We start from the raw sequence: 21,673 nt of genomic DNA, 5'->3' as shown, positions 1-21,673 counted from the left end.
ACGTCGGTCCATCCCGTCCATATCGTCCATATAACTGACAAGCGCCGCCACGGAGTCTTCTCCCCACCGTGGCGGCGCATTGTCAGTCGTTTTATTTTCTGACGATATTAGGCGACGTTAGCTTGCAGAGCTGGCGGATGCTGGCCAGATCGGCCGTGCTTTGGCTCAGGCCGGGTGCCGGCGCTTCGATGCGGTCGGCGAGGTCCAAGGCCATGGCCAGTGCCGTCACGCAATCGACGATGAACTGCTTGCGGCATTCCGTAGCCTTGTCCGGGGTAGCTTCGGCCCGCAGCATGTGGCAGTCAAATTCGCAGACGCCGCGCCAGCCTAGTTGCTTGAGAGCCCAGAACATGAACACGGTTTCCTTCAGGCCTTCGGGACCGACCAGCGGCGGGAAGTCGTTGTCAAACTGCGCCTTGATCTGGCTGCCGAAGTGGAGGAATTTGAGCTTCTTCAGGCTGCAGAGGTAGCTCACCGTCATGACGGCATTCATCAGCGCCATGCTTTCATGTTGGAGTAGCTCGGGATTCACACCCCAGAAATCCGGGTCCCGCAGCCGCCCGAGGATAAAGCCGGCCGCGTGGCCGCTGGTGGGCAGGAACATCTGCCCGCGCGGCTCGTTGGGCTTGGGCTCCACCGTAGCGCCGACATAGTTCGTCATGCCCTTGTCGCGGATGTAGTCGCGAACGTGGTTCAGGCCATCGGCAAGCCACTCATAGACCTGGGTCCATTGCGTGACCACCGGCACTTCAAAGCCGTCACGGGCGACCCAATAGATGTAATGGCGCGCGCCGAGGAATTGCCCCATGCGCAGCGCCCGTTCGACCTTTAGCCGCGCCATACGGCGTATCTCGGCATCGGGATTGCAGATGCCGCCATTGCGGAACATCGGATGGCCGTGAAGACTGCAGACCGCCGAGTTCACTTTTACCCCGCCCTCATCCAGAATCGCCTTGATCTCCCGCAGCTTCTTGGCGCAGGCGCTGTTGGGATCAAGATCGTCTTCGGGCTGTTGCGGGTCCCAGGGCACGAGATCGTCGTCATGGAAGCCCGTTGCTTCGATGTAGCCTTCTTTGCCAGCCCAGGCGAGAATGCGCGCGGTCTCCAGCGAGTCCATGCGGTTCAGCACCGCGCCGCCAAAGGGGTCCGACAGGGGACTGCCCACGCACCAGAAAGGCATGGAGCGTTCAGTAATACAGGATTGAGCCGTCATAGCGTTTCCTTAAGCTGTGCTGTGAATGAATCAGAGGACACCGGCAGCCCACATCAGGCCGCGCACGGTGATTTCCAGCACTTCGGGGGTGCGTTCAAAGTCGGCAATGACATGGCCAAGGGAGGAATAAAACACGCGGCCTTTGCCATAGCGGCGCGTCCACACCACGGGCATGACCGTGCCGTCGATCCACTCGGCGTGGCGGGCGTCGAAGGTCGTCGTCGCCAGGACGTTGCTGTTGGGATCGACGTGCATGTAATACTGCTCGCTGTGCATATCGAAGTCTTTGAGACCCTTGAGGATCGGGTGGTCATGCTGGACAATGTTGACGCGATAGTCGATGACGCCGCCCGGGTGGGCGACCCACTGACCACCGATCATGAACTGGTACTGGGTGCTCTGGCGGAACGCATCACCGGCACCGCCATGCCAACCACCGACCGCGACGCCCTTCTGCACCGCAGCAATCAGTGCCTGCAATTCGGCCTTGCCGATCTCGCCCATGGTCCACACCGGCACAATCACTTGGTAGCGCTCAGCCAGATCGGGCTCCAACAGGCAGGCCTGGGTGTCCTGGATGTCGACCTCCACCCCGCGTTCGCGGAGGGTCTTGGCAACCAGTTCGGACGTCGGAACCGGGTCGTGCCCAGCCCAGCCACCGCGGAAAATCAGTATTCGTGCTGTCATCTCATCTGCCTTTTTTTTTGCGTGTCGACGCGATTATGGAGTGTTCCGGATAACATATCAGTCCAACTGGCCCTTGCTCAGGCCGATGGGCAGCGGCGCGGGCCGCGCGCAGGTACTTTGGATCGCCACGGCCTGGTCCGAAGCGGCGGATTCACAAATGGCGCACATGACGTCAAGCACATGGAAAGCCAGTTCACCGCTGCAGCGGTGGGGCCGTTTGGTCTCAATGGCCTGGGCCATGTCAGCCAGACCGATGCTCCGCATATTCTCGTTGTAAATGAAGGGATTGTCAATCGGCGCCCAATCCGCACTCAGGCCGGCTTTGAAGAAGCGCCCGTCGCCGGAGAAGGTGTTGGGGTCTGGCACATGCATGCTGCCTTCGGTGCCATGCAACTCGATGTCGCGGAAGTTGGAGTGCTTCCACACGTCAAAGCTGGTGACCAACGTGATGATCGCGCCGGACTGGAAGGTCAACACCGCCGAAATGTGCGTGTCGATCTCCACCGGGAAGGTCTTGCCGACATTCACTTTTAGACCTTCGCGGAGATTGGTCGACCGCGTCGAAAACGCGGTCACTTTTTTGACGGGGCCCAGCATCTGGACCAGCGCCGTCAGGTAGTACGGACCCATGTCGAACAGAGGCCCGCCGCCCTTGAGGTAGTAGAACGCCGGCGCAATATGCCAAGACTCGTGGCCGTGACACATCATAAACGCCGTGCCGGAAATGACTTTGCCGATCAGTCCGCTGTCCAGCACATTCCGGCAGGTCTGGTGGCCACCACCGAGGAAGGTATCCGGCGCACAGCCCACCCGCAGGCCCTTGGCCTTCGCCAGCTTGATGACTTCCAGGCCGCCCTGGCGGTCAAGGCCAAATGGCTTCTCGCAATACACGTGCTTGTTCGCCTCCAAGGCCTGCAGATTCACCTCGACATGCGCCTGCGGCGTCGTCAAATTCAAAATGATGCCAATCTCCGGATCAGCCAGCATCTCCTGCACCGTCATGTCCTTGATGCCAAACTCCGCCGCACGACCGCGCGAGGCCTCGGGAAGAATATCCGAACCGGCAACAATTTTCACTGACGAAAAGGTCGCACCATTGCGCAAATACGCACCACTGATAACTCCGCAGCCAATAATTCCTGCTTTCATCGTCATGGTCTGTTCTCCTTGCTGAATCTTGCCTCGAATATAGGTCTCGTCAACGAGAAAATTGACTTCTGTTGCACGCTGCTGTATATAATATCGCAACGACTATCAACGAAAAATGGATGGACGCGTCAAAAAAATGGACATAAAAGTCAGCCATCTAAAACCCTTCAGCCGCCGTTTCACCGTCCTCCCGCCGGTAGAAACCATCGGCTATTTGCCGCGCAAAACCACTATCATGCACCAGTATTTCAGTGGGTGCAATTTTTCTTTTATATTGTCGGGCCACGGCGAGTACCACTTGGGAACAGCCAGCTACGCCGTTGACGCTCCCTGTGTGATCATGCAATGGCCCGGCGAGATGATGCACTACGGCCCCAGTGAAACTTGGGAAGAACTCTTTCTTATATACCCTGGGCAAATGCAGGAGTTTCTGCGCAACTCAGGGACTTTTGCTCCGGAGATTACGCCGGTCAGGCACATTCCCATGCTCAGCGCCGTCCGCGAGGCCATTGGGCGCCTGGCCCAGCGCCTCAATGAAACGCCCATCGACCCCGACGCCGTCGACCTGGCCTGCTGGGAAATCGTCATGGCCAGCTACGCCACCCCGGCCAGCCGGCCCATAGAAGACCCGCACATCGACCAGATTGAACGGCAGCTTCAGAGCACCCTGGCCGGTCACGTCGATTACCAGGCGCTCGCCACCACCATGGGCATGTCCCTGGCCACCCTCCGCCGCCGCTGGGCCGCCTACCACCCCGGGATGTCCTTCAGCAGCTACCGCGAAAGCTATTTCCTCCAGGAAAGCTGCCGCCGTCTCATTGAAACCGACGATCTCATCAAGGGCATCGCCGCCGCCATGGGCTTTCCCGACCAGTACTATTTCAGCCGCCGCTTCCGCCAGCTCGCACGCATGACCCCACGCGAATACCGCCGCCGCTACCGCGCCGCCAGGTAGGATGACACAAAAGTCTATACGTGCACCGAGCGGACCGAGCTCGGATCCGTCCGATCCGTCGGCTCATTTATCTTCAGTCGGCGGGAAATGTATAGCGAGCCAGATAGTCGCGTTATCTGGGTCGGTACTTTCCACGCGGTGTCGGCAGTGTGCGGCTATAAGCATAGCCTCACCAGCCTGCAGGGCGACGCGCTCGGGCCCGTCGGCGAAGAGCAGCGTGCCACAGCCGGCAAGAACGGCGACCCACTCGTCCCAGTCCTGGTCGTACCAGAAATCCGGCGACGATGCTGCCTGCATGGAAACGATGCGCTCTACACGCAAACCCGGCCGCCGCAACAGTTCCTCAATCCGCTCTTGGCCAGAGCAGAGACGCTCTACCGACAACAGATGAGTTTTGTTCATCCTGGACATACACTTCCCCCGTAATCGGTCACTCATTGATACTTGTAGTCCCTGCGGTCTTTTTTTGATCGCCCTGCCGCATAAACATCATCTTGTTGGCATTTGAGCGCTGAAAGCGCGATCTATGATAGCCCAGGGCAAGCGACGCCGAAGGCGGAGCGTCGCCCTGGGTAGCGCGCCATATTGGTTCGTGTTCCTCGGCCTCTTTGGCTCCAGTCGGCGAAGCTGACTGGAGCCAAAGAGGCAATGGAACTCATTGATTGCTGCGGCAATTTTGTGCTGTGACCCTTCGTCGCAGGTCTTTTAGGCCGCCCTTTCAGGGCTCTTTTGGGTTGGGGCACCTTACCCAGGGCGACGCGCCCTGCGGGCGCTTGCCCTGGGCTATCTTAGGGCGCACCTTCGGTGCTCAAAACCTCGGCGAATGATCTTGTGCATGGTTACCAATCAACTCATCGCCGGCGATTGCCGCATGCTATGTGAAGAGCATGGCTCCTATGAAACCCGCTGCCGCAAAGGTCGGTGGAAATCAAGGTCGAATAGCTGGGCGGCGACTGGCCGTGGGTTTCCTGCAAATTGTCCCCGGGGTTTTCCCCACCGGGGTGGTTACTGACCGATTACCTTCCCCCGGTATACTCATGGCTCCGAGGTGACTGCAGCACCGACAGCAGGGCTAGTGTTTCCCGGTTGCGCCGCCGATGGATTTTCCGTCTGGTTTTGTTTCTTTCTCGCGCCGTAAGGGAGAGTCAACGACAGTGAGAAGATGATAAGCGCAGTGCCAGTGAGGGTCCACGCATTCAATTTTTCACCAAGGATAAGCCAGGAAAGATAACAGGCGAAGACCGGCTTGAGAAAGAACACCATGGACGCTTTGAACGCCGTACAGTGGGACAGTCCGTAGTAATAAAGAAAATAAGCCAAGGCGGTAACAATCAAGGCCATGTACATCAGCAGCGGCACGACGGACAGTATCTCCGCCATGGCATTCACGGGGCGGCGGATGATAACCATCGGCAATGTCAGTAAACTGCCGATAAGCGAGGAGCAACCCATAAACAACATGGCCCCATAGCGGGCAACCACGCGCTTGGTGATGCAGATGGACAGACTGAAGGCGAAGGCTGACATGCACATGGTCAGAATCGCATAAACCGCGCTGCGCGTCGGCGTGCCGGACTCAAAGATGAACATGCTGATGCCGCCCAGACCCAGTGTTACCGCGACCCATTTGCGCCACGTCCAGGTCTCGCGGTTGATGAAACGCGCCAACACGGTCGTAAACAGGGCGTTGCCACTAAAGACCACCGCAGACGAAGACGCATTTTCGAACATCAATATGGCCGCATGAAACAGACTTATTGACAAGGTGATGCCGATGACGCCCGTCAAGGTGAAGATACCGAGATCATGCCAACCAAGCCGCCGGCCGCTCCGCAGATAGCCTGGCAGGCTGATCGCCAACAGCACCACACCAGTCGTGAAAAAGCGGATGAAAACCATCGCGTAGGGATCGATGACCGCCCGCTCCGCGATGGCCTTGCTGGCAATCTCCACCGTGCTGAACAGAACGATGGCCAGAAATAACGCCAGCGTGCCCACTTTTTCCAAACTATGCTGCTGTAAAACCACCGCTATGACTCCTTGTTGAATCCTACCGTCATCTATCACCATCAGCGCCGGTCACTGCCCCCCACGCGCTAGTCCTCAATCTTGCCGCCACGGATTTTCAACACCTGGGCCGAGGCGGTGAATTCCCGTGGAATACGCGTGCAGGCGAAGAGAATCTGGCCGCTTTTACTCAACTCGTTGATGAAATTGACGCGCCGCTGTTCGTCGAGTTCACCGATGACGTCATCGACCAGTATCACCACGTCGTCCGGATTCTGGCGGCAGCGAATGAGCTCCAGCAGGGCAAAACGCATAGCCAGGGAGGCCATGCGCATTTCGCCCTGCGAGCCAAATTTATGTAACAGCTTCTGATCCAACAGACAATTGAGTTCTGCGCGATGCGGACCACAATTCGTCGTGCCGCTTTTCAGGTCGCGTTCGAAGCCATGCTGGAGGCCATGACTGTAAGCCTTGGTCAGTTCTTCCTCATCGCCCTCGCAACTTTCCAGGAAGAACCCCAGTCGGGAAAGATATTTCAGAATGACCAATTGCTGCTCGCCGAAGAGCTGGCGAGACTTTTCCACCAGAATGGCGTTCATACTGACGGCAAAATTACGCCGCGCCAATTCGATAGCCACGGCGTGTTTTACCAACACCTGATCGTAGGCCCGAATGGTCGCCGGGGGAAACTTGTCTGGCGCTTTCAACATGGCATTGCGCGACTTCAAAGCCTCGTAATAAGCCTGGAGATGACGGAGATAGCCCGCATCAAGCTGACTGATGGCGATATCGAGAAAGCGGCGACGCTGCGCCGGTGGACCACAGACCAGGTCCATGTCTTGGGGAATAAACGTCACGCAGAGAAAACGGTTGATGAAATCGCTGGCGCGATAGACCGGCGCGTCGTTGATCAGCAAGCGCCGTTCGCTACCGTAGGACACGGCCAGCGTTTCAGGGGGATTTGGCGCTGATTCCAGCAGGCCATGCAGAACAAAGGAATTCTGCGGCCACTGGCAGAGATCATCGATCACGCTGGTGCGAAAAGACCGCAGCAGCGCCAGATAGTACACCGCTTCAAGGATGTTGGTCTTGCCCTGGCCATTGTTGCCAATAAGAAAATTCATGCCAGGAGCAAAACGCACCTGGCATGAATCGTAGTTTCTGAAATGAAGTAGTCTTATTTGGGCAAGCACAACCGATTACCGCCAAACACAGCTCGCCGCTGCCACGCCAACTTGGCGCATAGGATCAATTCCGCATAGGCATGAGAATATACAGGAAGCCTTCGTCGCCGGATAGCTGCACCGGACTTAATTCGTCATTGAACTGGATGATCAGCTGGTCACAGTCGAGGTACTTTAAGGGATCACTGAAGAAGACCGGATTGAAGGAAATTTCCACGTTTTCGCCCTCAAAGGACACATCTACCGGCTCGCTGGCCTCGCCGTATTCCACACTGGAAGCCGAAAGTACCAACTGCCCTGCGCTGAAACTTAGCTTAACAGCAGAACTGTTCTCGCTCACCACCATGGACACGCGGTTCAACGCATCAGCAAAAGGCAGACGCGGGATGGCCACCGAACGGGCAAAACTGTCAGGAATAACCTGCCGGAAATTCGGATAGTTGCCTTCAACCAATTTGGTCATGACCGATGTGTCCTGAGTCTCAAAGGCAACGTTGGCCGTGGAAAGACGAATCTTGATGTCGCCTTCCTGATTCATATTCTTGACCAGCTCGACCACGGCCTTGTTCGGCAGAATGACATCGCCATCAACTTTGCCATCGCTGTCTAGCACCCGTTCCACCAGCGCCAGGCGCCGGCCGTCGGTTGCGGCGATAGTGAACATGCCAGAACGGATGCTCAAGAGCACGCCGCTAAGCTGCTTGCGAGAATCGTCGTCACTGCGCGCATAGGCGACTTTTTCCAAACTGTGCACCAAATCCCGCGCTGGCAGCGCAAACGACCAGTCTTCGCTGAAATTCTCCGGCTTGGGATACTGTTCCGCAGGCAACCCGTGAATGCGATAACGGACTTTGCGGCAGGTAATCGTCGCCATGTCGTCATCACTGCAGTCCACAGTGACATCACCAACTGGCAGGCCACTGCAGATTTGGTTAAACTTTTTGGCGGGCAACGTCGTTGCTCCACCAGCTTCGATCAACGCCGGAATATGCGTCGACACACACACTTCCAAGTCAGTCGCGGTAATGACAAGATTCTCACCATCAGCTTCAAAGAGCAAATTGCTCAGGGCCGGCAGGGTACTCCGGGGGCTTACTGCATTCATCACACGACGCAGAGCAGCAACCAGATTATCTTTGGTAACAGTAAATTTCATGGTCGGATTTCTTCCTTGAGGTTTTGCAGCTTACAGTATGCCGAGTGCTAGACCATATAGCATTTTTTCTACTCTGCAAGCACTGACCAGCACACTTCATCAGCGCCCTGAATTAAGTCTTAGAGATAATTAAATGAAGAGCTGAAACAATATTATTATAGAAGGGCACTTTTCAAGAAACGCTATGTAACGTTCTTATTATCAAAGAGTTTTGCATAGAATAAAAAACGACGATAGGCTGTTGATAATTCGGTGATAAATCAATTAACACAGTTATTAACAAGCTATCCACTCCCTTAATCATTGGGTTGTCTTGATATGAAAAAAACGAGTTTTCCCGAGCTTGTCGATTTGTTGGCGTGCTATCCTGCATTGGCCGTCTGTGAAGAGGCGATGGCGTCGGCGATTGCACTGCTGATCAGTACCTATGAGCATGATGGCACGGTGTTCACCTGCGGCAATGGTGGCAGTGCCGCCGATGCCGATCACATTGTCGGCGAATTGCTTAAGGGCTTTGTCCGGCGGCGGCCCTTGCCAATGGCTGAGCGCGCGGCGTTAAGCAGCGTCGCCGGCGTTGATGGCGACTACTTGGCGTCGCGTCTGCAGTGCGGATTGCGAGCCATGTCGCTGATGAGCCAGCAAGGCCTGAGTAGCGCGGTCGCCAATGATTTGGGTGGCGACCTCGGCCCGGCGCAGCAGCTTTACGGAATGGGCAGGCAGGGCGATATGCTTATCGCCTTGTCCACTTCCGGCAATGCTCGTAATGTCGCTTTGGCCTGTCGGGTGGCAAAACTCAAGGGCATACCAGTTGTCGGTATGACTGGCATGATGGGTGGACAGCTTGCAGAGTTGGCTGATATATGTATTAAAGTGCCAGAAAGAGAAACTTATCGCGTGCAAGAATTGCATCTGCCGGTCTATCACGCGCTGTGCCGAGCCGTCGAAGCATTCTTCTTTCCGGAATGAGCTCCTCGCTTGGCTTGGCTCCGAAGCTTTGACAGTTTCGTTTCCGGTTGTATTGTGAACGATTCCGACATAACGGCCGGTTCTGAGTAACAGCCGGTTTTTTTCTGACGACGACCCAGACCCTAGCGTCTGATAGGCAGGATACACGGGTGGTAGCGTGATTGAAGCTGATGATTTTATTGTTGATCTGCTGACTGCACACGGTCTGGTCACAGACGAGCAGGTTGAAGCAGCCAAGACCAAACTGCAGGAAGAAAGCAGCGACGGTACTGTGCTTGACGGCTTGTATCTGACCAAAGTCGTCACTGAACAGGACGTGGTGCAGATCCTGGCGTCCGAATATGGCATGGATTCCTTTGATTTCGATGACGCCTCGCAGCGCATCGCCCAGGAAGTCGTTGACATGATTCCGGGTGAAGTGGCCCGCCGCTATACAGTCATGCCGGTGACTATGTCGGGAGGTATTTTGCGGGTCGCCATGGCTGACCCCGCCGATCTGGAATCACTGGACGCTATTCGCTACCTGCTGAAGATGGACGTCGAAGGCGTCGTTTCCTCCAAACGGCAAATCAAACAGGCCATCTCCTACTACTATGGCAATGTCGAGGAAGATTCCGCCGACCAGTTGATGACCGAGCTGACCGAAACGACCACCGACCTGACCGTAGGCACGACTAGCGACGTCACTACTGAAACCGGCGATGCCAATGATGACGAAAATTCCGCCCCCATTATCCGCCTCGTCTCCCTGCTTATCCTCGAAGCGTTCCGGACGCGCGCGTCCGACATCCATCTCGAGCCGATGGAAAAGCGCTTTCGTGTCCGCTACCGCATTGACGGCGTGCTGAACGAGGTCGAAAGCCCCCCGAAGTACATGCAGAATCAGGTCCTGTCCCGTGTCAAACTGATGGCCGGCATGGACCTATCCGAACACCGCATCCCCCAGGACGGCCGTATCCGCTTCTCAGCCATGGGCCGTGACCTTGACTTGCGCGTATCCGATGTGCCCACGACTTACGGCGAGTCCATCGTCATGCGTATTCTGGATAAAAGCGGCGTCATGCTCGGCATCGCCGAACTGGGCTTTTTCCAGGACGACCAGGACATGATTCAGTCGATCATCAATTATCCCGATGGCATTTTCCTGGTTACGGGGCCGACGGGGTCCGGCAAGACGACGTCCCTCTATTCCTTCCTGCACGCGCTGAATCAGCCGACGCGCAAGATCATCACGGCGGAAGACCCCGTCGAATACGAGTTATCGGGTATCAACCAAGTACAGATCATGGCGGAAATCAAGATGACTTTCGCCAATGCCCTCCGCGCCATGTTGCGTCAGGCCCCGAACATCATCATGGTTGGTGAAATTCGTGACAGTGAGACTGGTGAAATCGCCGTCAACGCCTCGCTGACGGGCCACTTGGTGTTCAGTACCCTGCACACCAACGACGCGCCGTCGGCTATCACCCGTTTGATGGATATGGGTGTCAAGCCCTTCTTGGTGGCATCGTCACTGCGCGCCATCATGGCTCAGCGCCTACTTCGCCGCCTGTGCAAAACCTGTGGCGAACCCATCGAATTGACCGACCAGCAGGTGGACTTGCTCGGCATGAGCCGCGAAGAACTCGCCGATAGTACCTTCAAAATGGGCAAGGGTTGCTCAGAATGCAAAAAAGGCTACCGCGGCCGTATCGGCGTGTATGAAATCTTCATCCTTGACGAGAGTATCCACGCCCTGATTTATCAACAGGCCGACGCCAGCGTCATCCGCAAACGGGCCATTGAACTGGGCATGCGCACCTTGCGCGAAGACGGCTTGCGCAAAGCCGCCGCCGGTATTACCACTATTCCCGAAGTCTTGCGTATCACCATGGAACGCACATGATCTGCCGCCACGGTCGAACAGTGCCGCAAATAACGATCAGCATCTAACCCGACGAGGACTACGGACTATGGCAGCTATCGACATGGATGCGGATGTCAGCATGATCTGGCATCTCCTGCTGGATGCAGGCATCGCCACCGAAGAACAACTCGAAGAGGCTTTCGACGAAAGCCAGCGCATGAACCGCACTTTCGTCAATATCCTCTTCAACTTCGATATTATCACCGAAGATGACCTGCTGAAACTCATTGCCGAAAATCTCGGCACCGAGGTCTTTATTTTCAAAAATAAAGAACTCGACATGAATCTGGTCAATACCGTTCCCGCCGACATGGCGCGCTTCTACGGCGTCATCCCGGTCAAGGAGGAAGGCGATGTCCTCTGGCTCGTCGCCAAAGACCCGCTCAGCTCACAGCTCACCGACGAACTGCCCTTCGCCCTGGGGCGCGACTGCCGCATCATGGTCGGCTATCCTCGCGAAATCGATGAAATGCTCGATGTCTTCTACCCCGAAAAAAGCAGCACCGTCAAAGACATCATCGAAGAAATGTCCTCCCTGCGCACGGATATCAGCGGTGACGACGCCGAGTCGCTGGAAAAGGCCGCCAACGAGGCGCCTATCGTCCGCTTCGTCAACCTGATCCTCCAGCAGGCCATCAAAGACAAGGCCAGCGATATTCATTTTGAGCCGTTTTCAGACGAATTTCGTATCCGCTACCGCATTGACGGCTCGCTTTACGAAATGGCCCCGCCGCCGAAGCACCTGGCCATCCCGGTGATCAGCCGCATCAAGGTCATGAGCAACCTCAATATCGCGGAACGCCGTATCCCCCAGGACGGCCGTATTGAGCTGCGCATCAACAAAAAACCCATCGACTTGCGCGTGTCGACGCTGCCAACCCGCTATGGCGAAAGCGTCGTTCTCCGCGTGCTCGATCGTTCCGTCGTCAACCTGAGCCTCGACAGCCTCGGCATGACCGAAAAGACTATTGCTGACATCCGTCGCCTGATTGCCGCTCCCAACGGTATCTTCATTGTCACGGGCCCGACGGGCTCCGGCAAGACCACGACGCTTTATTCCGGCCTGCGTGAAATCAATACCATTGAAGACAAGCTGCTGACCGCCGAAGACCCGGTCGAATACGACATCGAGGGCATTATCCAGGTCCCGGTGCGCGAACAGGTCGGCATGACCTTCGCGGCTGCCCTGCGCGCCTTCCTGCGTCAGGACCCCGACCGCATCATGGTCGGTGAAATCCGCGACGTGGAAACCGCCAGCATGGCCATTCAGGCGTCATTGACTGGCCATATGGTGCTCAGCACCCTCCATACCAACGACGCCGCCGGCGCCGTCACCCGTCTGATCGATATGGGCATTGAGCCCTTCCTCATCAGCTCGACCCTCAACGGCATCCTCGCCCAACGCCTGCTTCGCCGCGTCTGCTTGGACTGCCGCGAAGAATACGCCCCCGCTGATGCCGAACTCAAAATGCTCGGTCTCACTCGCGAAGAGGTGGACAACCGGCCCTTCTACCGCGGCATCGGTTGCGATAAATGCAATAACAGCGGCTACAAAAAACGCGTGGGCATCTTTGAACTGCTCATCATCTCCGAGCCGATTCAACAGCTGATCAACAGCCGCGAACCCTCGCAGGTTATTCGTCAGCAGGCCATCGCCGACGGCATGATCACCCTTCGCCGTGATGGCATCAACCAGATCCTCAACGGCATCACCACCGCCAAGGAAGTCCTGCAGTACACGGTCTAAATACCACGGGGGCGACAAACGCAGCCGATACGCGCCACCGCAACACCTTTCGTGAAAAAGAGGAGATTGATATCATGCATCTGGAAATGAGCGATTTGCTGGATTTGGTGCTGGAAGAGGGCGCCAGCGACTTGCATATCCCCTGCTTCTCGCCGCCAGTACTGCGCATCCATGGCGAAATGACGCCGCTTGATGTCGACCCCATGCAGCCGGAGGACACCGAGTACCTGATGAAATCCATCACCTCCGAGGCTAACCAACAGAAGCTTCAGGAAGACGGTACCGCCGACTTCGGCTTCGCTTTCGGGGACAAGGCCCGCTTCCGCGTCAGCGTTTTCAAGGCCAAAGGCAACATCGGCATGGTGTTGCGAACCATCTCCAACACGCTGCTGAGCATCGAACAGATCGGGCTGCCGCCGTCAACCAAAGACATCCTCTTTAAGCCTCGCGGCTTGGTGCTGGTGACTGGCCCTACCGGCAGTGGCAAATCGACCACCCTGGCTTCCATGATTGACGTCATCAACAAGGAGAAGCGGGACCACATCATCACCATCGAAGACCCCATCGAATTTTATCACAAGCACAAAAACAGCGTTGTCACCCAGCGCGAAGTGCATAACGACGTCCCGTCCTTCGCTGATGCCATTCGCCGCGCTTTGCGCCAGGATCCCGATTGCATCCTCGTCGGTGAAATGCGCGACCTGGAGACCATCGGTGCGGCCATCACCGCCGCTGAAACCGGCCACTTGGTCTTTGGCACGCTCCATACCACCGGCGCCGCTGAAACGGTCGACCGTATCGTCGACTCCTTTCCCACCAACCAGCAGGCGCAGGTCCGGACCCAGCTGGCCGGCAGCCTGATCTGCGTGATTTCACAGGTGCTGCTGAAACGCATTGACAAGAAGGGCCGTATCGCCGCCTTTGAAATCATGATCGGCACGCCGTCCATCGCGGCGCTGATCCGCGATGGCAAGACCTTCCGTATTACCTCCGATATCCAGACCGGCGCCAAGTACGGCATGAATACTCTCGACGCGCACTTGCTGCAACTGTACTCCGAAGGTAAAATTTCCTATGGCGATTTGATTACCAAAGCGAAGGACGCCGAAGGCATTATCCAGCGCTTGCAACTCGAGGCCGCACAGAAGAAATAAGTGGCGGCGATAACGGCATTGTGCGATCAGCAGCGGGCATGACCAGGCAAGGAGCAGTCTATGGCGAAATTTCAATACACGGCGATGGATGGCAACGGCAAGGAGAAAAAGGGTGTCATCGAAGCCGAGAACGAGCAGGAAGCGTCAGCGCAACTTAAACAGCAGGGGCTATTTCCTACTAGCCTGACTTCCAGCAAGGCCGCCAGCAAAGGCAAGAGCGGCGCGGCCAAAGGCGGCGGCGGCTTCGGCATGGGCATGCCGAAGGTCCCCCGTAAGGACCTGACTACGACCACCCGCCAGCTGGCTACGCTGCTGCAGGCCGGCCTGCCGTTGGTGCGGGCCATTCGTACCCTGGAACGTCAGGCCAAAGGCCAAAAACCCCAGCTGCATAAGGTGCTGGGCAATCTCGCCGATCAGGTCGAGGGCGGCGCAACCTTCTCGGAAGCGCTGGCCAGCCACCCGAAGTCCTTCAATAAACTCTACGTCAGCATGGTCCGCGCCGGTGAGGCATCCGGCGCCATGGAAATCGTGCTGGTGCGCCTTTCGGAATTCATGGAAAAGGCCGCGCGTATCGCCGGCAAAGTAAAATCGGCCATGATGTACCCGCTGTCCGTGCTCTGCATCGCCGGGTCGATTACCGCCGGTTTGATGATCTTCATCGTCCCGAAATTCGCCAAGATGTTCGACGAAATGTTGCCGGGCGAGCCCTTGCCCACCATCACCCTGGTGGTCGTGAACGCGAGTAACATGATGGCCAACCATGCGTTGGTCGTCGCGGCCGGCCTGGCCGTATTCGTGGTCATCTTCAAAATGCTGCTCAAAACCAAACCCGGGGCCTATGCTTTCGATTGGGTGGCTCTCAAATGTCCACCATTCAGCGCCTTGGTGGTCCGTAGTGTTTCGGCGCGCTTCTGTCGAACGCTGGGAACCCTGATGGCCTCCGGCGTGGCGGTCTTGCAGGCGCTGCAGATCGTCAAAGACACCGCTGGCAATGAACTGGTGAGCCGTGCCATCCAGGACGTGCACGACGCCGTTAAGGAAGGCGAAGGCATGACCAAGCCTCTGGAAAAATCCAAGGTCTTTCCCCTCATGCTTTGCAGTATGGTCGAGGTCGGCGAGGAAACCGGTGCCCTGCCGGACATGTTGAACCGAGTCGCCGGCGTCTATGAAGAAGAAGTGGACCGGGCCGTGGAAGGCTTGACCTCCATGATCGAACCGTTGATGATTGTCTTCCTGGCTGTCGTCGTTGGTGGTATCGTTATCGCCCTGTTCGCGCCGATGATCAAGATGATTGACAAACTCGGTGGCTGAGGTCGCCGGACCTGCCGCTACCAGCCGAGGCCGAGACACCTTGTGGAAGCCCGGCCGTGGTGATGGGGCGGGCAGGATTGGTCGAGACGAGTTTGGCGCTACGGCGTGAGTGTGGCACTTACTGCCCTAGCCAGCAAAAATATGAAGGTAGGGGTTGCCGGCAGAGAAAGGTGGAATATAGTAAGGGCTTGTCGTCGCTGGGAGACCGGTCATGGGAGACCGCGTCATCAGGTGCACAACGTATGTCGGGGCGTGGCTCAGTCTGGCTAGAGCGCTGCGTTCGGGACGCAGAGGTCGGAGGTTCAAATCCTCTCGCCCCGACCATTTTTCCCTCTTTATTTCCTGCCTTAGTGTTTTTCGTCTTCTCTGTTGGCGAAACAAGTGGTATATTGGCGACGCAATGTCGCACGGATGTACCCGAAACACAAAGAAGGTCAGGAATAATGGCATATCACCATGCACAGTGGCGCCGCCGGCGCGGATTTCTCGGCAAGCTCACCGTCCTTGCGGCCCTGTTGTCCTTCCTCTGCATGTTGCAGGCCGACCAGGATTTCGATTACGACGTCGAATTCCTGCGCAAATTGGGCGACTTGGAGCTCAATGACTATGCTCAGCTGCAAATCGACCAGATGAGCAAAAAGTATCCCGGCGAAAAGGATACGCTCAATCTCGAAAAAGCCCGCCTCTACTACAACATTGGCCGCAGCAAAGACGCCGACCAGGCCCTGGCAGCCATCCCCGCCAATTCCCCCATCGCCAATGATGCGACCCTTCTCAAGGCTGAAGTCGCCGCCGCCCGCAAACGCTTTCCCGACGCCGAGGCCGCCTACAAGCAGTTCTTCTCCCGGGTGAAAGAAGCCCCCAAACGCAAGGCCGATGCCGAGCAGTTCAAGCGCGCCGTCATGATCTATAGCATGGTTCTGCGTGAACTGGGCAAGGGCAAGGAAGCCGCCGCCATCCTGGAAAAACTCGCCGGCATGGGCGGCGGTGGCGGCGACGAACGCCAGATGCAATTCCTGCAACTCCAGGCCGTCCTGGATTCCGAAGCTATCAAGCAGAAAGACAACCAGCCTGTCAATGGCGACGCTGTTAGGAAGGCCCTGGCTGGCTTCAAGGACCTGCAGTTCATCCGGGACGGCGTCGGCGCGTCGTCTTACCTGCAGGCAGCCCGGGCCCAGATCATTCTGGGCAATGACGCGGCAAATCGCCTGATGCGCGAGAAGAAAACCGCCGAAGTGGCCAAGATCACAAACTACCTTGAGGCCATCAAAACCATCAAGATGGTCGATGGCTTCCTGGAAGAACTCGAAGCCGGCATGGGCAAGAAGGAGCGCGGCAACTCGCCCGTCGCCGAAGCGCTCTTCTACAAAGGCCAGGCCATCCAGCGCCACGCTATGATCACGCTCATCGCCGGCAAGAAAGACCTCGCCCGCAAACAGAACGCTGGCGCCGCCAAGTACTTTGAGACCATCCTGAGCGACTACCCCGACTCCCGCTTCCGCAGCGAAGCGCTTATCGAGCATGATAAATGCGCCCGCTTCGCTGAATCACAGTTCGGCGACAAGATTGAGTTGGCCGGAAATGACGGCAGCGCCGAAATCGAAATCAAAATCGAACAGGCCGAAGCGCTCCTCGCCGCTAAAAATTACCAAGCGGCCGCGCCTATCTACCTCGAAGCCGTGAAAATCGGCCGCCGCAGCCGCAAACTCCCGGACGTGGTTGTCCGCTTGTCCCTCTGCCTCGCGCAACTCGACCGCCTTGAGGAGGCCGAGGCACTCATCAGCTACGTCATTGCGATCATGCCCAAGGAAGCCGGCTCCGCCGAAAGCGCCTACCGCTATGGCGGTGTTCTCTATGAACGCGCACGCAATGAAAAGGACGCGAAAAAGCAGACCGATCTCTACAGCCGCGCCATGTGGTCCTGGGACCTTTTCGTCAACACTGACTCAGCACACCCCAAAGCCGCTGACGCCGCTTTCGCCATCGCCGAGTATTACTACAAAGAGGCGTCCCTGCTGGCAAAAGCAGCCAGCGAAGCCAAGAGTGACAAGGATCGCCTGGCAAAGCATCAGCAGGCTACCGCCGCCTATCGGGCCGCCATACCCAAATATCAGCGCCTGGTCGAGGTCTTCAGCGCCTTCGACAAGGGCGTCCGTTCCTGGTATAAGCTCGGCTGGATATACTACTTCCTGGAAGAAAATGCCCCGGCAGCCGAGGCATTCCTGAGCTACTACGAAGACGAAAGCGTCGCCGCTAATGCCGATGATCGCCTCGAAGCCAAATTCCGCGCCGCCGAACGCCTGATGTACGGCGACAGCCCGCAGGACGCCGTGCCCCATTACCAGGAAATCGCCAAAATCTTCACGCCCGAGGGCGTGCCCGGCAAGTCCTTCAATGTCAAAAGCGACACTGCCTTGCGCATCCGCGAGGACAGCGCGGCCTATCTGCCCTGGGCATACGACTTGGCGGGCGAGAAAGTGCGCCCCGCAATGCAGGAATTCCGCGATCAGCAGGACGCCCTCCGCGCCCAGATCAAACAGCTCAAAGCCAGCGTCGAACAAGCACAGGCTCGCCTCGAACAGCTCGCCACAGAACGCGAACAACTCGCCGACAGCGACAAGGCCATGACCCTCCTCATGGAGGAACTCAGCCTGGATTTCTACGCGATGGCCAAAAAACAGCTTGCCGACCGCAGCGCGGCCACCGCCAACATGAGCGAACAGGAAAAGCAGGTCCACCTGCAAACCGTCGAACAGGACATCCGCAAACTTGCCGCCGACCTCGAAAAACGCAAAAAAGACACCATCGGCGGCGATATTATCAGCATGCAGGAAAAAACCGAGGAACTCAAGGCCGCCGAAATTGAGCATCAACAGCAGCTGAAGACTCTCGAGGCCCGCAAGGCCGAACTGGATGGCGATGGCGTCAAACTTGATGAGGGACTGAAAAAACAGCAGGACGACATCAAAAAAATCAGCGGCGCTATTGCCGCCGCCGACAAACTGCTCAGCGATCTCGAGGCCGAGAAGCAGCGCGCCGAAACCCTCATCGCCGACCTGAACGGCAAACTCGGCGATGCCGAGGATGACGCCGCCGCGGCCGTCAAGCAAGACCTCGCCAAGGCCAACGCTGAGCTGGAAAAGATCGGCCAGCGGCAAATTGAGGCTATCGCCCAGCATAACCAGGTTGCCGGTGAAGATAAGCGCAAGGAGCTCCAGCAGCTGGAAGCGGTCTATGCATCACTTGCGGCCGAACGGGCCGAACTGGCCCAAAGCCAGCGCCAGGTCGATAATGCCCTGGCCCTTTCCAAACTGTCTCAGGAGCTCGACAAGGCACAGCTCGTCGCCACCGCCCGCCGTCTGGCCATGAACAACGCCATCAAAGACGCTCTCGACAAACAGCCCGCCGAACGCGCTGGACTCTTGCCGACAATCAAAGACGCCGGTGATAAGGCCATGGAGGGCTTCCAACTGGTGAAAAAACTCAGCACCGAAAAGATCGACCTGCAGGAAAAAACAGCCAAGGCCGACATCGCCGCCGCCGGCGAAGGCATCTCCCGCAACGAAGCGGCAATCGCCAAGCTCGATGCGGAGATCGCGCCACTCAAAGCCGAATTCGACAAGTGGAAGCTCCAGGCCGTGTCTGCCTTTGACGATTTTCTGAAGCGCTTCCCCCAGTCCAGCAAAGCGCCCGACAACCTGGCGCGGCTGGGCACCGTCTACATGGAACTGGGCGAAAACGACAAGGCGTCAGCAACCCTCGGCCGCCTAGCCAAGGACTTCCCCGATTCCAATGCCAGCAAGATGGCGCTGTTTAACCTCGGTCGTGCCCAGATGGAAGCCGGCCAGAAGGACGAGGCCGCCAAGTCCTTCCGGTCGCTCATTGCCAACGCCGCCAGCGTTTCCGTCGTCAATCTCAGCTACGTCGCCGACGCCGGCCTGAATGCTGGCGTGCCGGATGTCGCCTTGAGTGCCTGTGAAGAAATCCTCAAACGCGGTAAGTCGCAGCACGCCGAAGCCGGCCAGGTCCGCGGCGCCATCAAAGACCGCGCCTATATGCGCGCCGCCGAGGCCGCGCTGCAGCTCAAGAAGGACAAGCAGGCGCTGGATTATCTCCAGAAACTCTTGCAGGAAAATCCCAAGACGGGCTATTTCTTCGATGCCAAATTCATGCTCGCCGAGGCTAAAGCGAAAGTCACGCCGCCCGATTTGGACGGCGCGGCCTATGATCTGCAGGAAATCCTCCAGTACGCGGATAGCCCCGTGGTCAGCAACAAGGCCCTCACCCGCTTGGCTGCCGTTCTTCTGCAATATGGCGATGACACCCGCAAAAAGCAGGCACTGGCTCGCTATCAGCAGGTGGTTATGCTCGCCGATGCCGACAACCCGGGCATCCGCACTTACCTGGAGCAGGCCATCGTCGGCAGTGCCCGGCTTTTCGCCGAAAGCGGTGAGAAGGAACGCCTGGAGGACATGATCGCGCGCTACCAACAGCACTTCGCCGGCGGCCAGTACGCCGCCGAGTTGGCCCGGCTTCTGCGCTGAGGTCGCAAGCGGCAGAAAAGAGTTTCGCCTAATCACTGATGAAGATTACATAAACGAGTGCGTAAAACGAGGACCTCATGATGAAAAAAAGCATCCTAATCGCGATTCTGATGGGCTTGGTCGGCGCAGGGCTGGTGCAGGCCCAGCAACAGAACTGCTACCTCGTCAAACCCGATGGCAGCCGCCAGAAGGCCGTCGCCATCCAAGTCGCCAACCCGCAGGGTGACCTCATGGTCAATGTCGATGGCCGCGGCGCCGTCAATATCAAACGCGGCACCTATCGCTACGCCATGATCCCCAAACCGCAGGAAGTGCAGCAGCTCGAACAGCTCTTCGAAGAAGAAAAATACCAGGACGTGGTCAAAAACGCCCCAGCAGTCTTCGAAGCCTACAAGTTCCTCGGTTGGGGTGACGTCATCGGCGGCCTGGAAGCCGAATCACAGCTGGCGCTGAAAAAGACCGACGACGCCCGCAAGGTCCTGGCCAAAGCCGTGCCCTTTGTCGCTGAACGACCGGACGCGCTCATGCGCGCCAATCTGCTTATCATGCTCGAAAACAAGGAGTATGACAAAATTGATGCCGAGCTCAACAAGTTGGTGCTCAGCAAGGAAGACGCCTACGCAGCCTTCGCCTTCAATATGCGCGGTCAAATCTACGCCCTGCAGGGCCAGAAAAAACAGGCCGTCCTGGAGTATCTTAAGACCATGCTGCTTTTCGATGGCCGCAAACTGCGCAAGGAACGCGCCGAAGCCAAAAAGCAGGCCGTGGCCATCATGAAGGAACTCAATGACCCCCGCGTCAGCAAAATTGAGGCCATTGACTGAGTGACATATTATTGCATAAGTATATAGGTGTCGAATTCTAGTGTTCCGTTCGCAAAGGGTTCTCCAGGAGAAATCAAATGACGAAAAACAATCGTGGCTTCTTGAATGTGCTTTGCCTTGGCTTGCTCTGTGGTGGAATGGTCCTGGCCCAGGAGGCCGGTGTCGACGTCCCGACGGAAGCCGCCTCCGGCGGAACCAGTCTGTGGGACATTCTTTACGGCGGTAGCATCGTCAACCTGCTGATTTGGATTGGCCTCTTCGGTACCTCATTCGTCATGGTCTGGCTGGCCATCGACGGCTTCCTCATCGTCAAGAAAGACAAGCTTATTCCGGCCGGCGTGGTTACCGGCGTGCGTGAAGCGCTCTCCCAGGGCGACCTCGGCACCGCCATCGCGACTTGTGATGCCAATCCCGGCGCGCTGTCCAATATCCTCCGCTCCGCTTTTGACAATATCAACGATGGCTATGAAGTGGTGCAGCAGGCCGTGTCGTCCAGCACGGATCTCGAAAGCGAAAAGCTCATGCAGCGCGTCAATTACCTCAATATCTGCGGCCAGATCGCCCCGATGCTCGGGCTGATGGGCACAGTAACCGGTATGGTCGCCGCCTTCGCCGGCTTGGCCAGCGCCACTGGCGCCGCCAAAGCGAAACTCCTCGCCCAGTCCATCTCCACCGCGCTATGGACCACCTGCGTGGGCCTGATCATCGCCGTGCCTGCCCTGCTCTTCTTCACCTATTTCAAGAACCTTGCCACCAGAATCCTCCTGGAAACGGAAGTGACTGTCCTTGACCTCATCAAGGTCCTCCGGAACGCCGAAGTCGAGGGCGAGTAAGTTGCAGCGGTCCCGTGAACCCCACTGGAGCTCGCAA

At 57.4% G+C, this 21,673-nt stretch carries 17 protein-coding genes and 1 tRNA gene; 10 read left to right on the top strand and 8 right to left on the bottom strand.

The annotated features are described in order from the left end of the window. Positions 1-91: 91 nt before the first annotated feature. The 3 genes from J3R75_RS07985 to J3R75_RS07975 are packed head-to-tail and all read right to left on the bottom strand — an operon-like array spanning position 92 to position 3,055. Positions 92-1,213: a TIM barrel protein gene (locus J3R75_RS07985; protein WP_307260986.1), complete on the bottom strand. Its 1,122-nt coding sequence runs from the start codon at positions 1,211-1,213 to the stop codon at positions 92-94. Between the two features lie 30 nt (positions 1,214-1,243). After that, positions 1,244-1,900 carry a ThuA domain-containing protein gene (locus J3R75_RS07980; protein WP_307260984.1) on the bottom strand — a complete coding sequence of 219 codons (657 nt, stop codon included), beginning with the start codon at positions 1,898-1,900 and terminating at the stop codon, positions 1,244-1,246. A gap of 57 nt (positions 1,901-1,957) precedes the next feature. Beyond that, positions 1,958-3,055, bottom strand: a complete 1,098-nt coding sequence (locus J3R75_RS07975) for a Gfo/Idh/MocA family protein (protein ID WP_307260983.1) — start codon at positions 3,053-3,055, stop codon at positions 1,958-1,960. Positions 3,056-3,185: 130 nt separating this feature from the next. On the opposite strand from J3R75_RS07975, the gene J3R75_RS07970 reads away from it, so the two are divergent. Then, positions 3,186-4,004, top strand: coding sequence for a helix-turn-helix transcriptional regulator (locus J3R75_RS07970; protein ID WP_307260981.1), 819 nt, complete (start codon positions 3,186-3,188; stop codon positions 4,002-4,004). Positions 4,005-4,067: 63 nt separating this feature from the next. Here the strand turns inward: J3R75_RS07970 and J3R75_RS07965 are convergent, their stop codons facing one another. From J3R75_RS07965 to dnaN, 5 genes are all read right to left on the bottom strand, one after another. Then, on the bottom strand, positions 4,068-4,406 hold the full coding sequence (locus tag J3R75_RS07965; RefSeq protein WP_307260980.1) for a cupin domain-containing protein: 339 nt from the start codon (positions 4,404-4,406) through the stop codon (positions 4,068-4,070). A 449-nt stretch (positions 4,407-4,855) separates the two neighbouring features. Then, a complete protein-coding gene (locus J3R75_RS07960; protein ID WP_307260978.1) occupies positions 4,856-4,978 on the bottom strand; it encodes a hypothetical protein in 123 nt (40 codons plus the stop codon). A gap of 61 nt (positions 4,979-5,039) precedes the next feature. After that, positions 5,040-6,032 (bottom strand): DMT family transporter, encoded by a 993-nt coding sequence (locus J3R75_RS07955; protein ID WP_307260976.1) that lies wholly within the window; start codon positions 6,030-6,032, stop codon positions 5,040-5,042. A 68-nt stretch (positions 6,033-6,100) separates the two neighbouring features. Beyond that, complete coding sequence (recF, locus tag J3R75_RS07950) at positions 6,101-7,204, bottom strand: DNA replication/repair protein RecF (RefSeq protein WP_307260974.1); 1,104 nt, start codon at positions 7,202-7,204, stop codon at positions 6,101-6,103. Between the two features lie 55 nt (positions 7,205-7,259). Beyond that, on the bottom strand, positions 7,260-8,351 hold the full coding sequence (gene dnaN, locus J3R75_RS07945; RefSeq protein WP_307260972.1) for a DNA polymerase III subunit beta: 1,092 nt from the start codon (positions 8,349-8,351) through the stop codon (positions 7,260-7,262). A gap of 318 nt (positions 8,352-8,669) precedes the next feature. Between dnaN and J3R75_RS07940 the strand changes: the two genes are divergently transcribed. From J3R75_RS07940 to J3R75_RS07900, 9 genes are all read left to right on the top strand, one after another. After that, the gene (locus tag J3R75_RS07940; RefSeq protein WP_307260970.1) at positions 8,670-9,317 is read left to right on the top strand and encodes a D-sedoheptulose-7-phosphate isomerase; all 648 of its coding nucleotides are present in this window, start codon (positions 8,670-8,672) and stop codon (positions 9,315-9,317) included. Positions 9,318-9,474: 157 nt separating this feature from the next. Continuing rightward, positions 9,475-11,202: a GspE/PulE family protein gene (locus J3R75_RS07935; protein WP_307260969.1), complete on the top strand. Its 1,728-nt coding sequence runs from the start codon at positions 9,475-9,477 to the stop codon at positions 11,200-11,202. Between the two features lie 67 nt (positions 11,203-11,269). Further along, positions 11,270-12,970 (top strand): GspE/PulE family protein, encoded by a 1,701-nt coding sequence (locus J3R75_RS07930; protein WP_307260968.1) that lies wholly within the window; start codon positions 11,270-11,272, stop codon positions 12,968-12,970. A gap of 74 nt (positions 12,971-13,044) precedes the next feature. Continuing rightward, positions 13,045-14,124, top strand: a complete 1,080-nt coding sequence (locus J3R75_RS07925; protein WP_307260967.1) for a type IV pilus twitching motility protein PilT — start codon at positions 13,045-13,047, stop codon at positions 14,122-14,124. A 60-nt stretch (positions 14,125-14,184) separates the two neighbouring features. Further along, positions 14,185-15,435 (top strand): type II secretion system F family protein, encoded by a 1,251-nt coding sequence (locus tag J3R75_RS07920; protein ID WP_307260966.1) that lies wholly within the window; start codon positions 14,185-14,187, stop codon positions 15,433-15,435. 246 nt (positions 15,436-15,681) lie between these two features. Next, positions 15,682-15,759: transfer RNA gene (locus tag J3R75_RS07915), tRNA-Pro, on the top strand. Between the two features lie 119 nt (positions 15,760-15,878). After that, on the top strand, positions 15,879-19,979 hold the full coding sequence (locus J3R75_RS07910) for a tetratricopeptide repeat protein (protein ID WP_307260965.1): 4,101 nt from the start codon (positions 15,879-15,881) through the stop codon (positions 19,977-19,979). A gap of 77 nt (positions 19,980-20,056) precedes the next feature. Continuing rightward, positions 20,057-20,803 carry a YfgM family protein gene (locus tag J3R75_RS07905; protein ID WP_307260964.1) on the top strand — a complete coding sequence of 249 codons (747 nt, stop codon included), beginning with the start codon at positions 20,057-20,059 and terminating at the stop codon, positions 20,801-20,803. A 77-nt stretch (positions 20,804-20,880) separates the two neighbouring features. Next, the gene (locus tag J3R75_RS07900) at positions 20,881-21,636 is read left to right on the top strand and encodes a MotA/TolQ/ExbB proton channel family protein (protein ID WP_307260963.1); all 756 of its coding nucleotides are present in this window, start codon (positions 20,881-20,883) and stop codon (positions 21,634-21,636) included. Positions 21,637-21,673 lie beyond the last annotated feature (37 nt).

This window comes from Oligosphaera ethanolica, assembly GCF_030814695.1.
GTDB classification, from domain to species: Bacteria; Verrucomicrobiota; Lentisphaeria; order Oligosphaerales; family Oligosphaeraceae; genus Oligosphaera; species Oligosphaera ethanolica.
Note: the sequence above shows the minus strand (reverse complement) of the source record. Positions and strands in the feature narration are given on the sequence as shown.